Source organism: Uliginosibacterium paludis (assembly GCF_039631355.1).
Classification (GTDB): domain Bacteria; phylum Pseudomonadota; class Gammaproteobacteria; order Burkholderiales; family Rhodocyclaceae; genus Uliginosibacterium; species Uliginosibacterium paludis.
This window is the reverse complement of record NZ_JBDIVF010000008.1, coordinates 42,865-61,541: the sequence shown is the minus strand read 5'-3', so window position 1 is coordinate 61,541 and position 18,677 is coordinate 42,865. Positions and strand designations below refer to the sequence as shown.

General features: G+C 63.6%; 17 protein-coding genes. 13 read left to right on the top strand and 4 right to left on the bottom strand.

Going from position 1 to position 18,677, the window contains the following annotated elements; translation table 11 throughout:
• Positions 1–10: 10 nt before the first annotated feature.
• Together lpdA and ABDB87_RS16305 are read left to right on the top strand one after the other, a co-directional pair.
• The gene (gene lpdA, locus ABDB87_RS16310) at positions 11–1,780 is read left to right on the top strand and encodes a dihydrolipoyl dehydrogenase (protein WP_345928996.1); all 1,770 of its coding nucleotides are present in this window, start codon (positions 11–13) and stop codon (positions 1,778–1,780) included.
• Positions 1,781–1,993: 213 nt separating this feature from the next.
• Entirely contained in the window at positions 1,994–3,169 is a 1,176-nt protein-coding gene (locus ABDB87_RS16305; RefSeq protein ID WP_345929172.1) for an acetyl-CoA C-acetyltransferase, read from the top strand.
• Between the two features lie 66 nt (positions 3,170–3,235).
• On the opposite strand, the gene ABDB87_RS16300 is transcribed toward ABDB87_RS16305, so the two are convergent.
• Positions 3,236–3,652 carry a YidB family protein gene (locus ABDB87_RS16300; protein WP_345928995.1) on the bottom strand — a complete coding sequence of 139 codons (417 nt, stop codon included), beginning with the start codon at positions 3,650–3,652 and terminating at the stop codon, positions 3,236–3,238.
• Between the two features lie 103 nt (positions 3,653–3,755).
• Here ABDB87_RS16300 and rpiA point away from each other — a divergent pair, with 103 nt between their 5' ends.
• Positions 3,756–4,421 carry a ribose-5-phosphate isomerase RpiA gene (gene rpiA / locus ABDB87_RS16295; protein WP_345928993.1) on the top strand — a complete coding sequence of 222 codons (666 nt, stop codon included), beginning with the start codon at positions 3,756–3,758 and terminating at the stop codon, positions 4,419–4,421.
• Positions 4,422–4,484: 63 nt separating this feature from the next.
• Positions 4,485–5,195 carry a phosphate signaling complex protein PhoU gene (gene phoU, locus ABDB87_RS16290; protein ID WP_345928992.1) on the top strand — a complete coding sequence of 237 codons (711 nt, stop codon included), beginning with the start codon at positions 4,485–4,487 and terminating at the stop codon, positions 5,193–5,195.
• Positions 5,196–5,236: 41 nt separating this feature from the next.
• On the opposite strand, the gene ABDB87_RS16285 is transcribed toward phoU, so the two are convergent.
• Both ABDB87_RS16285 and ABDB87_RS16280 read right to left on the bottom strand, forming a co-directional pair.
• A complete protein-coding gene (locus tag ABDB87_RS16285; protein WP_345928991.1) occupies positions 5,237–5,734 on the bottom strand; it encodes a dihydrofolate reductase in 498 nt (165 codons plus the stop codon).
• Positions 5,731–6,525: a thymidylate synthase gene (locus ABDB87_RS16280; protein WP_345928990.1), complete on the bottom strand. Its 795-nt coding sequence runs from the start codon at positions 6,523–6,525 to the stop codon at positions 5,731–5,733. Before ABDB87_RS16280 ends, ABDB87_RS16285 begins: the two co-directional genes overlap by 4 nt.
• Before the next feature lie 206 nt (positions 6,526–6,731).
• Between ABDB87_RS16280 and ABDB87_RS16275 the strand changes: the two genes are divergently transcribed.
• The 3 genes from ABDB87_RS16275 (at position 6,732) to tilS (ending at position 10,622) form a co-directional block, all read left to right on the top strand.
• On the top strand, positions 6,732–8,168 hold the full coding sequence (locus ABDB87_RS16275) for a hypothetical protein (RefSeq protein WP_345928988.1): 1,437 nt from the start codon (positions 6,732–6,734) through the stop codon (positions 8,166–8,168).
• 123 nt (positions 8,169–8,291) lie between these two features.
• Complete coding sequence (locus ABDB87_RS16270; RefSeq protein WP_345928986.1) at positions 8,292–9,257, top strand: acetyl-CoA carboxylase carboxyltransferase subunit alpha; 966 nt, start codon at positions 8,292–8,294, stop codon at positions 9,255–9,257.
• 69 nt (positions 9,258–9,326) lie between these two features.
• On the top strand, positions 9,327–10,622 hold the full coding sequence (gene tilS / locus ABDB87_RS16265) for a tRNA lysidine(34) synthetase TilS (protein ID WP_345928985.1): 1,296 nt from the start codon (positions 9,327–9,329) through the stop codon (positions 10,620–10,622).
• Positions 10,623–10,624: 2 nt separating this feature from the next.
• On the opposite strand, the gene ABDB87_RS16260 is transcribed toward tilS, so the two are convergent.
• The gene (locus ABDB87_RS16260; RefSeq protein WP_345928984.1) at positions 10,625–12,607 is read right to left on the bottom strand and encodes a sensor histidine kinase; all 1,983 of its coding nucleotides are present in this window, start codon (positions 12,605–12,607) and stop codon (positions 10,625–10,627) included.
• Between the two features lie 183 nt (positions 12,608–12,790).
• Here ABDB87_RS16260 and ndk point away from each other — a divergent pair, with 183 nt between their 5' ends.
• From ndk to hisS, 6 genes are read left to right on the top strand one after another with little or no spacing between them, the layout of a single operon-like run.
• Entirely contained in the window at positions 12,791–13,216 is a 426-nt protein-coding gene (gene ndk / locus ABDB87_RS16255) for a nucleoside-diphosphate kinase (RefSeq protein ID WP_345928983.1), read from the top strand.
• A 49-nt stretch (positions 13,217–13,265) separates the two neighbouring features.
• On the top strand, positions 13,266–14,354 hold the full coding sequence (gene rlmN, locus ABDB87_RS16250; protein WP_345928981.1) for a dual-specificity RNA methyltransferase RlmN: 1,089 nt from the start codon (positions 13,266–13,268) through the stop codon (positions 14,352–14,354).
• A gap of 11 nt (positions 14,355–14,365) precedes the next feature.
• Positions 14,366–15,163, top strand: coding sequence for a type IV pilus biogenesis/stability protein PilW (gene pilW / locus ABDB87_RS16245; RefSeq protein WP_345928979.1), 798 nt, complete (start codon positions 14,366–14,368; stop codon positions 15,161–15,163).
• Positions 15,160–16,101 (top strand): helix-turn-helix domain-containing protein, encoded by a 942-nt coding sequence (locus ABDB87_RS16240; RefSeq protein ID WP_345928976.1) that lies wholly within the window; start codon positions 15,160–15,162, stop codon positions 16,099–16,101. The genes pilW and ABDB87_RS16240 overlap by 4 nt, the downstream gene beginning before the upstream one ends.
• 10 nt (positions 16,102–16,111) lie before the next feature.
• Positions 16,112–17,356, top strand: coding sequence for a flavodoxin-dependent (E)-4-hydroxy-3-methylbut-2-enyl-diphosphate synthase (ispG, locus tag ABDB87_RS16235; RefSeq protein WP_385917076.1), 1,245 nt, complete (start codon positions 16,112–16,114; stop codon positions 17,354–17,356).
• 3 nt (positions 17,357–17,359) lie between these two features.
• Complete coding sequence (hisS, locus tag ABDB87_RS16230; RefSeq protein ID WP_345928972.1) at positions 17,360–18,649, top strand: histidine--tRNA ligase; 1,290 nt, start codon at positions 17,360–17,362, stop codon at positions 18,647–18,649.
• The last annotated feature ends 28 nt before the right edge of the window (positions 18,650–18,677 follow it).

Below are 18,677 nucleotides of genomic sequence, written 5' to 3'. Positions count from 1 at the left end.
GAACTGAACAATGAGCCAACTGATTGAAGTGAAGGTTCCCGATATCGGGGACTTCAAGGATGTGCCGGTCATCGAGCTGTTCGTGAAGCCGGGTGACACCATCGGTGTTGATGACAGCATCGCTACGCTCGAATCCGACAAGGCCACGCTGGATGTGCCTTCTCCCGCCGCAGGCGTGGTGAAGTCCGTCTCGGTCAAGGTCGGGGATCGTGTGTCCGAAGGCAGCGTGCTGCTGATGCTGGATGCCGTGTCTGCAGGAGCGGCGGCAGCGCCCAAGGCTGAAGCCCCGGCCCCAGCCACTGCGCCGGCTGCTGCGCCGGTGGCAGGCAGCCACAGCGGCGCTGCAGATATCGAGTGCGAGATGCTGGTGCTGGGCGCAGGCCCTGGCGGTTATTCCGCGGCATTCCGTTCGGCCGACCTCGGCATGAAGACCGTGCTCGTCGAGCGTTACGCGACGCTGGGCGGCGTCTGCCTGAACGTGGGCTGCATCCCCTCCAAGGCGCTGCTGCATGTTGCCAACGTCATTGACGAGGCTTCGCATTTTGCGGATGTCGGCGTGGCCTTTGATGCGCCGAAGATCGACATCGATCGTCTGCGTGCGCACAAGCAGAAGGTCATCAACAAGCTGACGACCGGCCTGACCGGCATGGCCAAGGCGCGCAAGGTGGATGTCGTGCGCGGCTACGGCATGTTCATCGATCCGAATCACGTCGAGGTCGAGCTCACCGCAGGTGAAGGCCAGGGCCGTACCGGCGAGAAGAAGGTCATCAAGTTCCAGAAGTGCATCATCGCGGCTGGTTCGTCGGTCGTGAATCTGCCCTTCATCCCGGAAGATCCGCGCATTGTCGACTCGACCGGCGCGCTTGAGCTGCGCAGTGTTCCCAAGCGCATGCTGGTCATCGGCGGCGGCATCATCGGTCTCGAAATGGCGACCGTGTATTCCACGCTGGGAGCCCGGATCGATGTGGTTGAAATGGGTGACGGCCTGATGCCGGGTGCTGACCGTGATCTGGTGAAGGTGTGGGAGAAGCAGAACCTGCATCGCTTCGACAAGATCATGCTCAAGACCCGCACGGTGGGCGTGACCTGCCGTCCGGATGGAGTACTGGTCAAGTTCGATGGCGAGCAGGCACCGGATGTCGAGCAGAAATATGACATGGTGCTGGTGGCCGTCGGTCGCAGCCCGAACGGCAAGAAGATCGGTGCCGAGAAGGCTGGCGTGATCGTGACGGATCGCGGCTTCATTCAGGTCGACAAGCAACAGCGCACCAACGTGTCGCACATCTTCGCCATCGGCGACATCGTCGGCCAGCCGATGCTGGCTCACAAGGGCGTGCATGAAGCGCATGTGGCGGCTGAAGTGGCCGCCGGTCAGAAGTCGTACTTCGATGCTTCCGTCATTCCGGGTGTGGCTTATACCGAGCCGGAAGTGGCGTGGGTCGGTGTGACTGAAACCGAGGCGAAAGCCAAGGGCCGCAAGATCGGCGTGGGCAAGTTCCCGTGGGCCGCTTCGGGCCGCGCGATTGCCAACGGTTGCGACTACGGTTTCACCAAGCTGATCTTCGATGAGGAAACCCATCGCATCATCGGTGGCGGCATCGTTGGCCCCAATGCCGGCGACATGATCGGTGAAATCACGCTGGCGATTGAAATGGGCTGCGATCCGGTGGATATCGGCAAGACCATCCATCCGCACCCGACCCTGGGCGAATCGATCGGCATGGCGGCGGAAGTGTTTGAAGGTTCGTGTACCGACCTGCCTCCGCAAAAGAAGAAGTAATCCGCGCGGTATGCCGGAGAGGGAAAGGGCCGCCGTTGTGCGGCCCTTTTTCATTCTTTGCTCAGACGCTGGTCTAAGGGGTATGCCCTTCTGGCGCTGCAACATGAGGCCATTAAGATCTGACGGGATGGCACCGGACGAGGGCGTGCTCCTTGCTGGAGTGTTCCGTTGCGTAATGGTGCAAGAGATCTGTACAACCAACGGGAGCGGATGATGACAAATGTGGTGATCGTTGCAGCGGTGCGTACGGCGGTAGGCAAGTTCGGCGGTTCTTTGGCCAGGGTGCCCGCGGCAGAGCTGGGCGCGACGGTGATCCGAGCCTTGCTGGGCAGGACGGGTGTCAGTCCTGATCAGATCAGTGATGTCATCCTGGGGCAGGTGCTCACGGCAGGGGTAGGTCAGAACCCGGCACGGCAGGCGGTGATCCGCGCCGGGCTGCCCGAAACCGTGCCGGCGATGACGATCAACAAGGTGTGCGGTTCGGGGCTCAAGGCCGTCATGCTGGCAGCCCAGGCCATTCAGTGCGGCGACGCGGAAATCGTGATTGCCGGCGGCCAGGAAAACATGTCGGCCAGTCCGCATGTGCTCAATGGTTCGCGCGATGGCTTCCGCATGGGGGATGCGAAACTGGTTGATACGATGGTGAATGACGGCTTGTGGGACGCGTTCAACAACTACCACATGGGCATCACCGCCGAAAATCTGGCCAAGCGCTACGAAATCTCGCGTGAAGAGCAGGATGCTTTCTCGGCGGCATCACAGAACAAGGCCGAAGCAGCGCAGGCTTCGGGCCGTTTCCGCGACGAAATCGTGCCGGTGGTCATCCCGTCCAAGAAGGGTGATGTGGTTTTCGATACAGACGAATTCATCAAGCCGGGCGTGACGGCCGAGCAGCTGGCGGCGCTGAAGCCTGCTTTTGACAAGGCGGGTACGGTGACCGCCGGGAATGCGTCGGGCATCAATGACGGGGCTGCGGCGGTGATGGTGATGAGCGAGGAAAAAGCTGCCGCGCTGGGGCTGAAGCCAATGGCCCGGATCCGGTCATTCGCCTCTGCCGCGGTAGATCCCGCCTATATGGGAATCGGTCCGGCGCCGGCTTCGCGGCGCGCGCTCGAAAAAGCCGGTTGGACGCATCAGGAGCTGGATCTCATTGAAGGCAACGAAGCTTTTGCTGCCCAGGCTTGCGCGGTAAACAAGGACATGGGCTGGGATGCCGGCAAGATCAATGTCAACGGTGGCGCGATCGCGATCGGCCATCCCATTGGCGCCTCCGGCTGCCGCATCCTGGTGACGCTCCTGCACGAGATGCAGAAGCGCGATGTTCGCAAGGGTCTCGCGACGCTGTGCATCGGCGGCGGCATGGGAGTTGCGCTGACCGTTGAACGCTGAGGTCTTGCAGGGGCTGTCGATAGCCGCGTCGCCCGGCTTGAGCGACGCGCTTGTCCGATCCGGAACTCAGCGCGCCGGGCTGCTCCCCAGCAGGCCATCCAGCACCGAAAGCCCTTGCTGAAGCAGTGCTGAGGAACCCTCAGTCGTGCCTTGGGGCGTTATCTGGTCGATGAGTTGGGGCAGGGCCCGGGCAAGCCCGGACGCGAGTTCCGAGTGATCGAGCCCAGCCCGGCCCGCGAGGGTTCCGATCAGCTCACTGCCCAGCGCGCGGGTCACTTCCGTAGCGTCGATCGGCATGTTCTGCCCGGTGCCGACCCAGGAAGCCGCATGATCTCCGAGCCCGGCCTGCTGGAAGCGGCCGAGCAGGCCCTCCAGTCCGCCGTGCTGCTGCAGGAGGCTGGCAGCGATCTCGACCAGCGCGCCTGCGCCGCCGGCCTCTTGTCTGTTGCCGAGCGATCCGATGACCTGATCCAGTAAGCCCATGACGTTCTCCTTTCCCGATGGTTGGTGGCCGGCGCGACTCATCCGCTGTGCAGGCCGGCAGTCCACTACAATACCGAGGCTTCTCTTTTCGGATTGATACAGAATGAATCAGGATCTGCTCAAACAGGCCGTTGCCAAGGCTGCTCTGGCCTACGTGCCGGAGGGCGAAATCATCGGCGTCGGCACCGGCTCGACGGCCAACTTCTTCATAGATGGCCTCGCTGGCATGCGCGACAGGATCAAAGGGGCGGTAGCAAGTTCCGAGGCCAGTGCAAAGCGGCTCGAGGCGCAGGGCATCCGTCTGTTTGACCTCAATGAGGTGGATAGCCTGTCTGTTTACGTGGATGGCGCAGACGAAGTGGACGCCTCGTTTGCCATGATCAAGGGCGGCGGTGCGGCACTGACACGCGAAAAGATCGTGGCTTCGGTGGCGAAGCGCTTTGTGTGTATTGCTGACGGTTCAAAGAAAGTGGCTGTGCTCGGCCGTTTCCCGCTGCCGGTCGAAGTGATTCCGCTGGCACGTGCGAGCGTGGCAAGGCAGCTTGAAGCGCTGGGCGGCCGTCCGGTGTGGCGTGAAGGCGTGGTGACCGACAATGGCAACGTCATTCTTGATGTGCACGGTCTGGAAATCACTGATCCGGTCGGGCTCGAAACCACGATCAATCACATCGTCGGGGTCGTGACCAACGGCCTGTTTGCACGCCGGCCGGCTGACGTGCTGCTTCTGGGGACGCCTGAAGGTGTTGTGACGACCGTTCGTTACAACTGACATATTCCTGTCATCATCCGCGGGAATAATGCTCCGCTAATTGTCGCTGGCAGAAGGAATGCAATGACTGAACATACCGTGAAGCAGTACGACGAAGAGCTCGACGGCATCCGCACGCGCGTGCTGCAGATGGGCGGTTTCGTCGAACAGCAGGTGGTCCAGGCCATGGATGGCCTGTTTGATGGCGATCTCGCCACTGTCGAGCATGTGATCGACAACGATCACAAGATCAACGAGTTGCAGGTCGAGCTGGATGAGTCCTGCACGCAGATCATTGCGCGTCGTCAGCCGGCGGCCAACGATCTGCGCACGATCATGAGCGTGTCACGTGTGGTGACTGATCTCGAGCGTATCGGTGACGAGGCCAAGAAAATCGCCAAGGCCGCCCGTTCCTTGCTGTCCAATGAGCATGCCGGCCCGCCCCGTGTACAGATGAAACACCTGGCGCGCCAGGCCGTGGATGCGCTGCGCAAGGCGCTGGATGCACTGGCTCGCCTTGATGTGGATGCCGCGGCCGAGGTCGTCAAGGACGATCACGAGCTTGATGCCGAGTTCAAGGCCGTGATGCGTCAGCTGATCACCTTCATGATGGAAGACCCGCGCACGATCTCGCGTGGCATCGACGTGGTGTTCGCAGCCAAGGCGCTCGAGCGCATCGGGGACCATTCGAAGAACATTGCCGAACACACGATTTTCCTGGTCCGCGGCCGTGACGTGCGCTACATCGGCGTGAATGAAGTGCTCAAGGAAGTTGGCTACCGTCCGCCGGTTTGAGCGCCTGCTGTAGCTGGAGAGGGCGGCCTGGCCGCCCTTTTTCATTTCCGGCGCAGCTCGACGATGTCGAAGGAATACTGGTTGGACTCATCCGCCGCAACACGGCTGCGCGAAATCTCGGAGAAGGCACCAGAGTCAAATGCCGGGAAGCGGGTGTCGCCTTCGATGTCTGCATCGATTTCGCTGATCCAAAGCACATCGGCTACATCCAGGGCTTCGGCGTAGATCTGGGCGCCACCGATCACGAATGCACGCTCGGCATCCGCGCAGACAGCAAGGGCGTCCGCCAGCGAGCTGACGACGCGAGCGCCTGGTGCCGAATATCCGCTCTGGCGACTGATGACAATATGAGGCCGGCCGGGAAGGACGCCGGGCAGCGATTCCCAGGTCTTGCGCCCCATGATGAGCGGGCAGCCTTGCGTGCATTGCTTGAAGTGCTGCAGGTCGGCACGCAGGCGCCAGGGCAGGGTGTTGTCGCGGCCGATCACGCCATTGCGTGCGCGCGCAACGATCAGGGCAATTTTAGGCCTGCGGCTCATACCGCAACCTTGCCGGCAATGTGCGGATGCGGATCGTAGCCTTCGATGGAAAAATCTTCGAAGCGAAAGGCGAACAGGTCTTTCACTTCCGGATTCATCACGAGGCGCGGCAGCGGTCGTGGTTCGCGCGAGAGCTGCAGTCGGGCTTGCTCAAGGTGATTCAGGTACAGGTGGGCGTCACCCAGGGTATGGACGAAGTCCCCCGGCTGGTAAGCGCAGACCTGCGCGATCATGTGGGTGAGCAGCGCGTAGCTGGCAATGTTGAAGGGCACGCCCAGAAAAATGTCGGCACTGCGCTGGTAGAGCTGGCAGGAGAGCTTGCCGTCGGCCACATAGAACTGGAACAGCGCATGACAGGGCGGGAGCGCCATGCCTTCGATCTCTCCCGGATTCCAGGCGGAGACGAGGTGCCGCCTCGAGTCAGGGTTCCGCTTCAGACCCTCCACGAGCTGTGAGATCTGATCGATCGTCCGGCCGTCAGCGGTTTCCCAGCGACGCCACTGCTTGCCGTAGACCGGGCCCAGGTCGCCGTTTTCGTCCGCCCACTCATCCCAGATCGACACATTGTTGTCTTTCAGGTAACGGATGTTGGTGTCGCCCTGCAGGAACCAGAGCAGTTCGTGGATGATCGAGCGCAGATGCAGCTTCTTGGTGGTGACCAGCGGGAAGCCGTCGGCCAGGTTGAAGCGCATCTGCCAGCCGAAAACCGAGCGGGTGCCCGTTCCGGTCCGGTCGGTTTTTTCGTGCCCGTGCTCAAGCACATGGCGCATGAGTTGCTGGTATTGGTGCATCGGTCCGTGTCCCACAATAATCTTCCCGATTCTACTAGCTACCGGGCCGATCGCTATCGGCCTGACGCAGGCAGACGCGTCGCACGAGGTCCTCATCGCCATCTGTCCGGACGCAAACGGAGCCCTGCGGGTCTCGATTAGACTTTGCAATCCCTGACATTTTTTTGCGGAGTTGCGAAGTGCTTGGCGCTGACCCGGAGTCTGGAGTGATTCGTGACACCTTGCCTGCGGACTTCGCTGCTGCGGAGGCCACTGGGCCGGAGGCTCCGTCCGAGCATTTGCGCGAGGCCGTGCGCTGCATCGAGTCGCTGGCGGCCCGGCACGAGCCTTCTGCGCTTGAGCGCCTGCGCCTCCTGTCTGCGCTGGATGATGCCTGCCAGGCGCCTTCGCGTGCGTGCGCCACGAGTTTCGTTACGCAGGCCGTCACAGTCAGCCGGGAAGGTCTCCTGAGGCATGTTCCGGATTTCTGGCAGACGCTGCTCGAAGCCTACGATCTGCTCCTGTCCCGCCTTGCTTCACCGCCCGGCGCGGCAGAGTCTGGGGTGATTGCCGCGCTTGCCGTCCGGGCACTGCGCGCCGGTCAGCACTGCGCCCGCTGGGCAGCATTTGCCGGCGAGCCGCTGGATGGCGCGTGCTGGCAAAGGCTGAACCAGGTCTATCTGAGCGCGCGTGACAGGCAGGCAGACGTCCTCGGTGTCCGGGTCAGGGCCGACCGCGATACCGAGACCTGCGTCGAGCGCGAATATCTGGCACTGCTGGCCCAGCACACACTTGCCCTGCAGCAGCTTGATGCCGCGTCGGTCGAGCTGGCGCTGCGGCTTTGCCGTCAGGCGCTGGCCCAGCTGGAGTTCGGTCGGGTACGCGGCATCTCGAGTCAGCTCTGGATCGATCCGGCTGCGGGCCTGCCGCCCGCCCGCATGCTTGAAGCCGACATGCCCGGCAAAGGGGTGCTCTTCTTTTCGGCCGCGGCGGCGGTGCCCGCCCTGCAGCGCCTGCTGGACCTGGCCATCCGCGGGCGTGTGCCGCCGGAGCTCGTGCCGGCGGGGGGGACGGTACAGCTTGCCGCGGTGCTGAGTTACATGATCCGTCAATGGTCTGCCGATGCGCCGGTGCGCAATCAGGCCCGGCAGGCGCTCTCCGGGCCGGTCGAGGTTGTGTGGGGTTTTTCGGCGGTCGTGCAGGGGCTGCATACCGGCGCCTCGCTGGGCGCTTTCGAGCCGGATCCCGGCTGCGTGCTCCGCGACGTGAGCAGTGCAGGTGTCGGGATCGAGCTTGTTGATGGGGGCAAGGGCGGGCATGAAGTGGGCGCCTTGCTGAGTCTGCGTCTGTCGGATGACGATTTGCCGCGAATCGGAGTCGTGCGGCGCTGGATGCGGCAGGAGGGCGCGCGCCTTCTGCTGGGATGTGAGTTTCTGGGGCGGGAGGCGCAGTTGCTGACCGTCGTGGCGGGTGGCCAGGCGCTGCATGCGCTGGCGATCGATCCGCTGCAGAGCGGTGTGCCGGTGCGATTGATCCTGCCGTCCGACATGGCGAACCAGAGTGTCCTGCGGCTGATCGATCATCCGGGGATGGGCGTGCTCCAGGCGCTGACGACGGCCGAACCCGGCGGCGACCATGTCCTTCGCAGCTATCTGCCGGGGTGAGCGCCATACGGTTGCGGATGGGCTTTTCTTTGCAAGTCGTTGATCTCCCGACACTATTCGAGAGCCTGCAGGCTGCGCCCGATCGGGTACAATAGCCAACCTTTTTGTTTCAGACCATTGTTCGTGAAAACCACCTTTCTCGACTTTGAGCAGCCGATCGCCGATCTTGAGTCCAAGATCGAAGAGCTTCGTTTTGTTCAGGATGACTCCGCTGTCGATATCTCGGAGGAGATCTCCCGGCTGGAGGTCAAGCGTCAGTCCCTGATCAAGGACATCTACGCCAAGCTCACGCCCTGGCAGATTGCCCAGGTCGCACGCCACCCGCAGCGTCCCTATACCTTCGATTATGTCGAACACATGTTCACCGATTTCGAAGAGCTGCATGGGGATCGCTCTTTTGCGGACGACAAGGCCATCGTGGGTGGCCTCGCGCGCTTCAACGGGCAGAGCTGCATGGTGATCGGGCATCAGAAGGGGCGCGACACCAAGGAAAAGATCCTGCGCAATTTCGGCATGCCGCGGCCCGAGGGCTACCGCAAGGCCCTGCGCATGATGAAGCTGGCCGAGAAGTTCGGCATTCCGGTCTTCACGTTCGTCGACACGCCCGGCGCCTATCCCGGGATTGATGCCGAAGAGCGTGGTCAGTCCGAGGCCATTGGCCACAACCTGTATGTCATGGCCGAACTCAAGGTGCCCATCATCACGACGGTGATCGGTGAGGGCGGCTCCGGTGGTGCGCTCGCGATCGCGGTTGCCGATCAGGTAAACATGTTGCAGTTCTCGACCTATTCCGTGATTTCTCCGGAAGGCTGCGCCTCGATTCTCTGGAAAAGCGCCGACAAGGCCTCCGAAGCAGCCGAAATCATGGGTATTACCGCGTCGCGCCTGAAGTCACTGGGCCTCATCGACAAGGTGGTGAATGAACCGGTGGGGGGCGCCCATCGTGACTACCGTGCCATGTCGGTCTCCCTCAAGCGCGCGCTGCAGGATGCGCTCAAGCCGCTGGCCGACCTGTCTGCGCAGGAGCTGGTCGAGCGTCGCTACGAGCGACTGCAGGCCTACGGCAAGTTCAAGGAAGTGTCTCTCTGATCTCCCGCCCGTGGCAGGGGGCGCCCGCCACGGGGCTGCGCAGCGCCTGCAGCTGCGTACAATTCCGGCATGTCCCAGCCGAAACCTCCCGATTTGTCCGATGCCCTGCTGGCCGCCTGGCCGGCGGGCGGGCGTCTGCATCTCTGTGTTGCCTGCAGCGGAGGGCTCGACTCGACCGTTCTGCTGCATGCGCTGGCCTCGCTGCGTAGCCGGGTCCATTTCGATCTGTCTGCGCTGCATGTGCATCACGGCCTGAGCCCTCGGGCGGATGACTGGGCGGCGCACTGCGTCCGGATGTGTCGCGAGCTCGATGTTCCCTTGCGCGTGGCGCGCGTCAAGGTCGAGCAGGAGGGGGGCAAGGGACTGGAGGCGGCCGCCCGCGCGGCGCGGCATGCAGAGTTCGCCCGCGAGCCGGCAGACTGGATCGTGCTCGCACATCATGCCGATGATCAGGCCGAAACCCTGCTGCATCGCCTGATCCGCGGGACGGGTGTGGCTGGCGCTGCCGCCATGCGGCAGCAGGAGCCGGGGCGAAGGCTGTGGCGCCCGCTGCTGGATTGGGCGCGGTCTGATCTGTTGTCCTGGGCGGAAGCGCACTCGCTTTGCTGGATCGAGGACGAGAGCAATGCGGATGAGCGTTTTTTCCGGAATTTCCTGAGGCACGGAATTCTTCCGGCGCTCGAAAACCGTTTTCCGGCGACGAGCCGCAATCTGGCGCGTGCCGCCGCCCATTTCTCCGAGGCTTCCGATTTGCTGGACGAGGTCGGGGCCCAGGACTGGGCTTGGGTCGGGGCGCCGCAAGCCGGGTCGCGTGTACGCTTCAGGGCGCTCAGTGCGGCGCGTCAGCGCAACGCCTTGCGGGCAGCGCTGCGACATTCCGGGCTGATGGCGCCGGACGCTGCGCGGACCGTCCGGCTGTGCGAGGCACTTGCGGCAGAAGGCGCTGTGCGGGAGCGGCTGGCTGACAAGATCTGCTGTGCCTCGCAGGATCGTCTCTGGTTCGAGGCTGAGTCGCGGGCGCTTCCCGTGCCTTGTGTGTGGCGCGGCGAGGCGGTTCTCTCCTGGGGCGCCGGCGTGCTTTGCTTCGAGCCGGATCTTGCGGGCGAGGGCATTGTGCGCCCGGCCGCACTTTTCGAGTTCCGTTTGCGGGCGGGGGGCGAGCGTCTGAGCCTCGGGCCGGGGCGGCCGCGACGCAGCGTGCGCCATCTGTGCCAGGAGGCCGGAATTCCGGCCTGGTGGCGTGATGAACTCCCCTTGCTGTGGCGGGATGGCGAGCTGGTCTGGGTGGGGGGCGTGGGGGCCGAGAGTCCCCTGCCCGGGCTGCGGATTTTCTGGACCGGTCCGGACGGCCTTGCCCGCGCCTGAGCTTACTGCCCGTCTTCCGGCTTGCCGGTCGGCAGTTGCAGGAAGAAGCAGGTGCCGCCTGCCGGGGCGGCTTCGAACCAGAGGCGGCCATTGTGCTGCTCGGCTATCGAGCGGCAGATCTTGAGCCCCATGCCCATGCCTTCGGGCTTGGTCGTGAAGAAGGAGTCGAAGAGGCGGTCCGCGATTTCGGGCCGGATGCCGCTGCCCCGGTCTTCTACTGCAATCCGGATGCCGCCCTGGATGCTCCGGCTGTGAATGCTCAGCACGCGTTGGTCTTCGGGCGTTTCGCGCATCGCGTCCATGCCGTTGCGGATCAGATTGACCATGACCTGCTCGATCATGACCCGATCCCCGTAGACCGCAGGCAGGTCCATGGCCAACTCGATCTGCATGCGCACCTTGCGGCGCAGGGACTCTGCTTCCAGCAGTCCGGTGGCCTCCAGCACGGCTGCGTTGGCGTTCATCTTGTCGCGTCGGGACTCGCTGCGGCGTACGAAACCGTAAATGCGATGGATGATCTTGCCGGCGCGCTGGGCCTGATGGTTGATCTTGCCGAGAATGTCGGTGAATTGCCGTTCGTCATAGCGCCCGGCCTTGAGCGCGTTGAGGCAGCCGGCGCTGTAGCTGGCGATGGCGGAGAGGGGTTGATTGAGTTCGTGGGCCAGGGTGGAGGCCATTTCGCCCATGGTGACGAGTCGGGCGGTGGATTCGAGCTGTTCCTGCTGGTCGCGTGCCAGGGCTTCGGCGCGCTTGCGCTCGGTGATGTCGAGCATCGAGCCGACCCAGCCAGTGTGGACGCCGTTCGCGTCGATCAGCGGGGCTTCGTAAATCATCAGATCCAGGAGTCTGCCGTCACGATGAACGAAGCGCGCCTCGTAGGTGTGTGGGCTGGGTGTGGTGCCGCCTGCCACGTCGGCGACCGGGAGGCGGGGTTCCTCCTCGCCTTCGGGCCAGAACGGCATCGGCTCTGCCCGGCCGACGAGCGCTTCGGTCGGCCAGCCGACCATGCGGCAGAACGCGGCGTTGACATGGGTGATGCGCCCCGCCAGGTTGCGGGCACGCATGCCGACCAGGGTCGAGCGTTCGAGTGCGAGGCGGAAGGCGTGCTCGCGCCGCAAGGCGGTTTCGGTTTCCTGCAGCCGGAGCATGCGGTTTCGCAGCGTCCACAGGCTCCAGGTCAGGATCAGCGTGAAAGCCAGCAGCACACCTACGACGATGGAGGGCATGAGCCGGGTGGTGGCCCGGTAGGATTCGACCCGGATGCCCAGTCCGCCCATCTGGTCGAAGCTCACGCCGAAACTCTGGCTGTCGCCTGGTGACTCCGCGCGGGTGGTGGTGGCCAGTTCGTTGTCGAAATCGTCGCTGAACGTGATCCGGTAGCGTTCGGCAAACCACCAGGGAACGTGTTTTTCCAGTACGCGGGAGAGCGAGAATACGCCGACGGCATAGCCGTTGAAGTCGTTCGCGCCGAAGACCGGCAGTACGACCTCGAGCATCCACAGGCCGTCGTCCTGCTTGTAGGGGTGGGCATAGGACGGGCGGTTAAGCGTGCGTGCCCGCCCGATGGCGACCGGGTGCTCCCGGCTCAGCTGGACCGGGGCCGCACTGGCCGGCAGGGTGCTCAGCATCTGTCCGTCGGAGTTGAGCCAGAGGATGGCAAAGAGGCCGGAGTCGCCCTGGAGCAGTTCGCGCACCTTGTCCTGGGCGGCTTCCGAGTGCAGTTCGCCCCCAACGCCGAACTCGTTGCCGATCCGGGCGAGCTGGTCGACGGTGCTCTCGAAGTGGTAGCGCAGGTTCTGCTCCATCCACAGCGTGTCGCTGACCAGGGCTGCGCGGCGTTCTTCATGCTCCTGACGCAGCCCGAACCACAGGAACAGCGAGATGACCGCAACTAGGGCTGCGATGGCGAGGGCAGGCAGGCGCCAGAACCAGATGCCGGTGCGGGCGCCTTGTGCCGCGCCTGAGGGGAGCTCGTCGGAGTTCATGCCGTGATGTTAGCGTGCGGCCGGGGCCTGGGCCCGGCGCGCACTCTCCGGCGGGGGTGAGTGCGCGCCGGTGTGTTGCGTCCGGGTTCAATTAGCCCGGGCAGGGCGGGGCGTCTGCTGATAAAATAAGCGGTTTTGACAACAACAACTTAGGCCTCGTGCCCCAGAACCACGGAGAGAAACATGGCAATTGAACGTACCCTGTCCATCATCAAGCCCGATGCTGTCGCGAAGAACGTGATCGGCAAGATCTACCAGCGCTTCGAGGATGCAGGGCTGAAGGTCGTCGCGGCCAAGCTGGTGCAGCTGTCCGCGCTGGAAGCCGGACAGTTCTATGCTGTGCACAAGGAACGCCCCTTCTACAAGGATCTGGTGAATTTCATGATTTCGGGCCCGGTGATGATCCAGGTGCTCGAAGGTGAAGGCGCCATTGCAAAGAATCGTGAGCTGATGGGCGCGACCGATCCGAAGAAGGCTGCGCCCGGCACGATCCGCGCCGACTTTGCGGACTCGATCGATGCAAACGCGGTGCACGGTTCCGACGCGCCGGAAACCGCTGCGGTGGAAGTGGCTTTCTTCTTCCCCGGAATGAACGTTTACAGCCGATAAGCATCAACAGGTCCGGCGCCTTCGTCGCGCCGGACCGGATTCAAGACCCATGCAGAACCTTCTCGATTTCGATGCAGACAGCCTGATCGCCTGGTTCGCCGAACGCGGCGAGAAGCCTTTCCGTGCCCGCCAGATTCTGCGCTGGGTGCATCGTTTCGGCGAAACCGACTTCGATGCGATGACCGATGTGGCCAAGAGCCTGCGCGCCCAGCTCAAGGACATCGCCTGTGTGCAGCCGCCCGTGCCGGTGCGTGACAACGTCTCGTCCGACGGCACCCGGAAGTGGCTCATGGATGTCGGCAACGGCAATGCGGTCGAGACGGTCTATATCCCCGAGGCCACGCGCGGCACGCTGTGTGTTTCCTCGCAGGCTGGCTGTGCGCTCGACTGCGCGTTCTGCTCGACCGGCAAACAGGGCTTCAATCGCAACCTCACGGCTGCCGAAATCATCGGTCAGCTCTGGCTGGCGAATCGCCTGCTCGGTGCCGAGCCCAACGGCGAGCGCATCATCAGCAATGTGGTGATGATGGGCATGGGCGAGCCGCTGGCGAATTTCGACAATGTGGTGTCCGCGCTCAGGCTGATGCTGGACGATCATGCCTACGGGCTCTCGCGTCGCCGGGTGACGGTCTCCACCTCGGGCATCGTGCCGGCCATGGATCGCCTGCGCGAGGAGTGTCCGGTAGCGCTGGCAGTGTCCCTGCATGCGCCCAACGACGCGCTGCGCGACCGCCTCGTGCCGATCAACCGGAAATACCCGCTCAAGGAACTCCTTGCTGCCTGCAACCGCTATCTCGACCGCGCGCCGCGCGACTTCGTGACCTTCGAATACATCATGCTCGAAGGCATCAATGATGGCGATGAACATCTGCGGCAGCTCATCGACATTGCCCGTGAAGTACCCTGCAAGTTCAACCTCATCCCGTTCAATCCCTTCCCGGATTCCGGATTCCGTCGCTCTTCCGGCCCGGTTGTCAGGCGTTTTTCGCAACTGCTCAATGACGCCGGTATCGTGACGACCACGCGCAAGACCCGCGGGGATGACGTCGATGCGGCCTGCGGCCAGCTGGCTGGTCAGGTTCAGGACAAAACGAGGCGCACGGGCAAGCGCGTCCTAACACTCAAAGAGGTACGTTGATGACCGGAAAAATGTCGAGGCTCGCAGTCCTCCTGATGGCCAGCGCCCTGCTGGCCGCTTGCGTCAATCCCGGAACCGGCAGCGTGATGCCGGCCGAGCCGCAGCGCTCGGTGGCAGAGTTGCCTGCCACCACGGCCGGGCAGCGTGCCGCACGGGTTCACGTGGAGCTGGGCTCTGCCTACATGCAGAGCGGCCGGAACGGCGTGGCGCTGGATGAAGCGCGCGCCGCCATCGCGTCGGACGCCACTTACGCGCCCGCCCATATGCTGATGGCTCTGATCTATGCCGAGCAGGAGCAATACCAGTACGCAGGCCCTGCATTCGAACAGGCCTATCGACTCGCACCCGGCGACCCGGAAGTCAACAATGCCTACGGATGGTATCTCTGCTCGCAGGGCAAGGAGGCGGAGGGCTTGCCGCGTATCGAGCAGGCCGCTCGCAATCCTTACTATGCTCGCCCGACACGGGCCTGGACCAACGCGGGGCTGTGCCTGCTGCGCATGAAGGATGATGCCGGCGCAGAAGCGCGCTTCCTGCGGGCGATGCAGGCCGATGAAGGCAATGCACGCGCCGCCATCAATCTGGCGCAGATCAGTTACCGGATGGGCAAGAACCTGGGGGCCAAGAAGTGGATCGACCAGGCCCTCAAGGTCATGCGGGTGAGCGATGCCTCGGTATTGTGGCTGGCAGCACGGATCGAGCGGCGGCTGGGGAACGAAGCGAATGTGAATGACCTCGGATCCCGGCTGCGCAAGGAGTTCCCCGAGTCCTCCGAATACCAGGCCTACCTGCAAGGGAAATTCGAGTGAGCGACGTGAATCCGGACATGCTCGAACCCGGGCAGGATGACGAAGACAATGTATGGGATCTGCTTCGGCAGGCCCGGGAAGCACGCGGCTTGTCGCTGGGCCAGGTATCGGCGCACCTGAAGCTGACCGTACGGCAGATCGAAGCGATTGAACGCGGTGATCTGAGCGTGTTGCCGGGGCAGACCTTTGCCCGCGGCTTCGTCAGGAACTATGCGCGCTTTCTGGATCTCGATCCGGCCCTGTTCCTGACGGAAGCGCCGCAAGGCGACCGCTTCGTCATCGACGAGGCCTCCGAGCGGGCCATCGGTTCCGGTCTGGGTCAGATGCCGATGCAGGGCGCGCGGCGCTTCTCGGCGTTGCCGGCCGTGTTTCTGGTCCTCCTGTTGCTGATCATTCTGGGCTCGGGCTGGCATTACGGCTGGTTCGAAGCGCGCGAGGACCAGCGTCTGCTCGAGTCGGCCAGCCAGGTGCTGGCCGCCGCCGAGGCGCCTGCTGCGGCGAGTGCTGTTTCCGTCGTCCAGCCGGCTGCGGTGGCCGAATCCGCCCCCGCGCCGGCGATGAGCGCGGCAGCGCCTGCCGTCAGTGCGCCTGCGGAGGTTGCGGCGTCTGCGCCGGCGGCGGTCGCTTCTGCGCCCGCGGCAGCAGCGGCTTCATCGGCAGCCCCCGCACCCGCGCCGGTCACTGCGGAGGAGGCAAGCGGCTTGCCGCGACTGTTGTTCAATTTCGACGGAGATTCCTGGGTCGAAGTGAAGGATGGCAGTGGCAAGACCGTCTTTGCCCGTCTGAATACCGCAGGCAGTACGCAGGAGATTCAGGGTACGCCGCCTTTCGACATGGTGATCGGCAATGCACCGCAGGTCCGGCTGAGCTGGAAGGGCGTGCCGGTGGACCTCAAGTCCGTGACGCGGGGTGATGTGGCACGGATCAGCGTGAAGTAACAGGATGAACATGAAGCAGGAAACTTCCCCGGCGAGCGCGCAGCCTCGCAAGCTGACACGTCAGGTTCGGATCGGGCGTGTCTCGGTTGGCTCGGGCGCGCCGATCGTCGTGCAGTCGATGACCAACACCGATACGGCCGATCATGTCGCTACCGCGATCCAGATCGCGCAACTGGCGCGCGCCGGTTCGGAGCTGGTGCGGATCACGGTCAATAACGACGAGTCGGCCAAGGCCGTGCCGAAGATCGTCGAGCAGCTGGCGAAGATGAACATGGAAGTGCCGATCATTGGTGACTTCCACTACAACGGCCACAAGCTGCTGACCGACAATCCCGAGTGCGCGCAACTCCTCGCCAAATACCGGATCAATCCCGGCAATGTGGGGCAGGGGCAGAAGCGCGATGCGCAGTTCGCGCAGATCGTCGAGCTGGCCTGCCGGTACGACAAGCCGGTGCGTATCGGCGTGAACTGGGGCAGTCTGGATCAGTCCGTGCTGGCACGGATGATGGACCTCAATGCGCAGCGCGCCGAGCCTTGGGATGTCAGTGCGGTGATGCGCGAAGCGCTGATCGTTTCGGCACTCGAATCGGCCCGTGCGGCAGAAGATGTGGGCCTGCCCGGCGACCGGATCATCCTCTCGTGCAAGGTCTCCAGCGTTCAGGATCTCATTGCGACCTACCGCGAGCTTGCCCGCCGCAGCGACTATCCGCTGCACCTCGGGCTCACCGAAGCGGGGATGGGCAGCAAGGGCATCGTGTCCTCCACGGCGGCACTGGGCGTGCTGCTGCAGGAGGGCATCGGCGACACCATCCGCGTGTCACTGACGCCGGAGCCCGGCGCCTCGCGCACCCAGGAAGTCATCGTGGCGCAGGAAATCCTGCAGAGCATGGGTTTGCGCGCCTTTACGCCGATGGTGACGGCCTGCCCAGGCTGCGGTCGCACCACCAGCACCTTCTTCCAGGAACTGGCTCAAAGCGTGCAAAGCTATGTGCGCGAGCAAATGCCCGTCTGGCGCGAGCAGTATGATGGCGTGGAAAACCTCACCCTGGCCGTGATGGGCTGCGTGGTCAATGGCCCGGGCGAGAGCAAGCATGCCAACATCGGCATCTCCCTGCCGGGCACGGGTGAGACGCCTGCGGCGCCGGTCTTCATCGACGGCCAGAAAGCCATGACCCTGCGTGGCGACAACATCGCCGCCGAATTCCGCGCGATCCTCGATGATTACGTGGCCACCAAATACACCAAGAAGATCTGATCGATGAGCAACAAACTGCAAGGCGTCCGGGGCATGAACGACCTGCTCCCCGACGAGGCGGAGCGCTGGGAAGCCTTTGAAGAAATCGTGCGTGACTGGCTCAAGAGCTATGGCTACCGGCCGATCCGTACCCCCATCGTTGAGTACACCAAGCTGTTTTCGCGCGGCGTGGGCGAACACACCGATATTGTCGAGAAGGAAATGTATTCCTTCGAAGATCGCCTCAACGGCGAGCAGCTCACGATGCGCCCGGAGGGCACGGCCTCCTGCGTGCGCTCGGTGATCGAGCACAACCTGATCTTCCAGAACCCTCAGCGCCTGTATTACAGCGGGCCGATGTTCCGCCACGAGCGCCCCCAGAAGGGGCGCTACCGGCAGTTCCATCAGGTCGGTGTCGAGGCGCTCGGCTTCGCCGGCCCGGATGTGGATGCCGAACACATCGTGATGTGCCGTCGTCTGTGGGACGACCTCGGGCTCGAGGATGTGTCGCTCGAACTCAATTCCCTCGGCGATGCTTCGGAGCGGGCCGAGCACCGGCAGGCGCTGATCGCCTATCTGGAGCGCTATCAGGATCAGCTTGACGAGGATGGCAGGCGCCGTCTTCACACCAATCCCCTGCGCGTGCTCGACACCAAGAATCCTGCGCTGCAGGAAATCGTCGAAGGTGCGCCCCGACTGCTGGAGTACCTCGGCGAAGAGTCGCTGAAACACTTCGAGGCAGTCCAGGCGCTGCTTCGCGAGGCGGCTGTGCCGTACCGTATCAATCCGCGCCTGGTGCGCGGGCTGGACTACTACAACCGCACCGTGTTCGAATGGACGACGACCCGTCTGGGGGCGCAGGCCACCTTCTGTGCCGGCGGCCGGTACGACGGTCTGATCGAGCAGCTCGGGGGCAAGGCGGCTCCGGCGTGCGGTTTCGCGATGGGCATGGAGCGCGTGATGCTGATGTGGCAGGAAGGGCTCGATACCGGGCGTCTTTCCAGTCCGGACGTCTACCTCGTGCACCAGGGTGACAAGGCGCAGCCCTTTGCTTTCCGCGTGGGTGAAGAGATCCGCAGCGCCGGCTTTTCCGCCGTCTTCCATTGCGGTGGTGGCAGCTTCAAGTCGCAGATGAAAAAGGCTGACGCCTCGGGCGCAGCATATGCCGTCATCGTGGGCGATGACGAAGCTGCGGCCGGCAAGGTTTCGCTCAAGCCCCTTCGCGACGGCGGCGAGCAGATTGCCGTGACACCGGAAGAGCTGGTAGGTTTGCTGGCGGACCACCTTTACGGCACCGATGAGCAGGCCGGCTGAGAATCATTTGAATCACTGACGAAAGAAC

Bases quoted from the DNA above. Each gene is read 5' to 3' on its own strand.
- lpdA (WP_345928996.1), top strand. From the start codon at position 11: ATGAGCCAACTGATTGAAGTGAAGGTTCCCGATATCGGGGACTTCAAG.
- phoU (WP_345928992.1), top strand. From the start codon at position 4,485: ATGACTGAACATACCGTGAAGCAGTACGACGAAGAGCTCGACGGCATC.
- ispG (WP_385917076.1), top strand. From the start codon at position 16,112: ATGAAGCAGGAAACTTCCCCGGCGAGCGCGCAGCCTCGCAAGCTGACA.
- hisS (WP_345928972.1), top strand. From the start codon at position 17,360: ATGAGCAACAAACTGCAAGGCGTCCGGGGCATGAACGACCTGCTCCCC.
- pilW (WP_345928979.1), top strand. From the start codon at position 14,366: ATGTCGAGGCTCGCAGTCCTCCTGATGGCCAGCGCCCTGCTGGCCGCT.
- ABDB87_RS16300 (WP_345928995.1), bottom strand. From the start codon at position 3,652: ATGGGCTTACTGGATCAGGTCATCGGATCGCTCGGCAACAGACAAGAG.
- tilS (WP_345928985.1), top strand. From the start codon at position 9,327: ATGTCCCAGCCGAAACCTCCCGATTTGTCCGATGCCCTGCTGGCCGCC.
- rpiA (WP_345928993.1), top strand. From the start codon at position 3,756: ATGAATCAGGATCTGCTCAAACAGGCCGTTGCCAAGGCTGCTCTGGCC.
- ABDB87_RS16305 (WP_345929172.1), top strand. From the start codon at position 1,994: ATGACAAATGTGGTGATCGTTGCAGCGGTGCGTACGGCGGTAGGCAAG.
- ABDB87_RS16260 (WP_345928984.1), bottom strand. From the start codon at position 12,607: ATGAACTCCGACGAGCTCCCCTCAGGCGCGGCACAAGGCGCCCGCACC.
- ABDB87_RS16285 (WP_345928991.1), bottom strand. From the start codon at position 5,734: ATGAGCCGCAGGCCTAAAATTGCCCTGATCGTTGCGCGCGCACGCAAT.
- ndk (WP_345928983.1), top strand. From the start codon at position 12,791: ATGGCAATTGAACGTACCCTGTCCATCATCAAGCCCGATGCTGTCGCG.
- rlmN (WP_345928981.1), top strand. From the start codon at position 13,266: ATGCAGAACCTTCTCGATTTCGATGCAGACAGCCTGATCGCCTGGTTC.
- ABDB87_RS16280 (WP_345928990.1), bottom strand. From the start codon at position 6,525: ATGCACCAATACCAGCAACTCATGCGCCATGTGCTTGAGCACGGGCAC.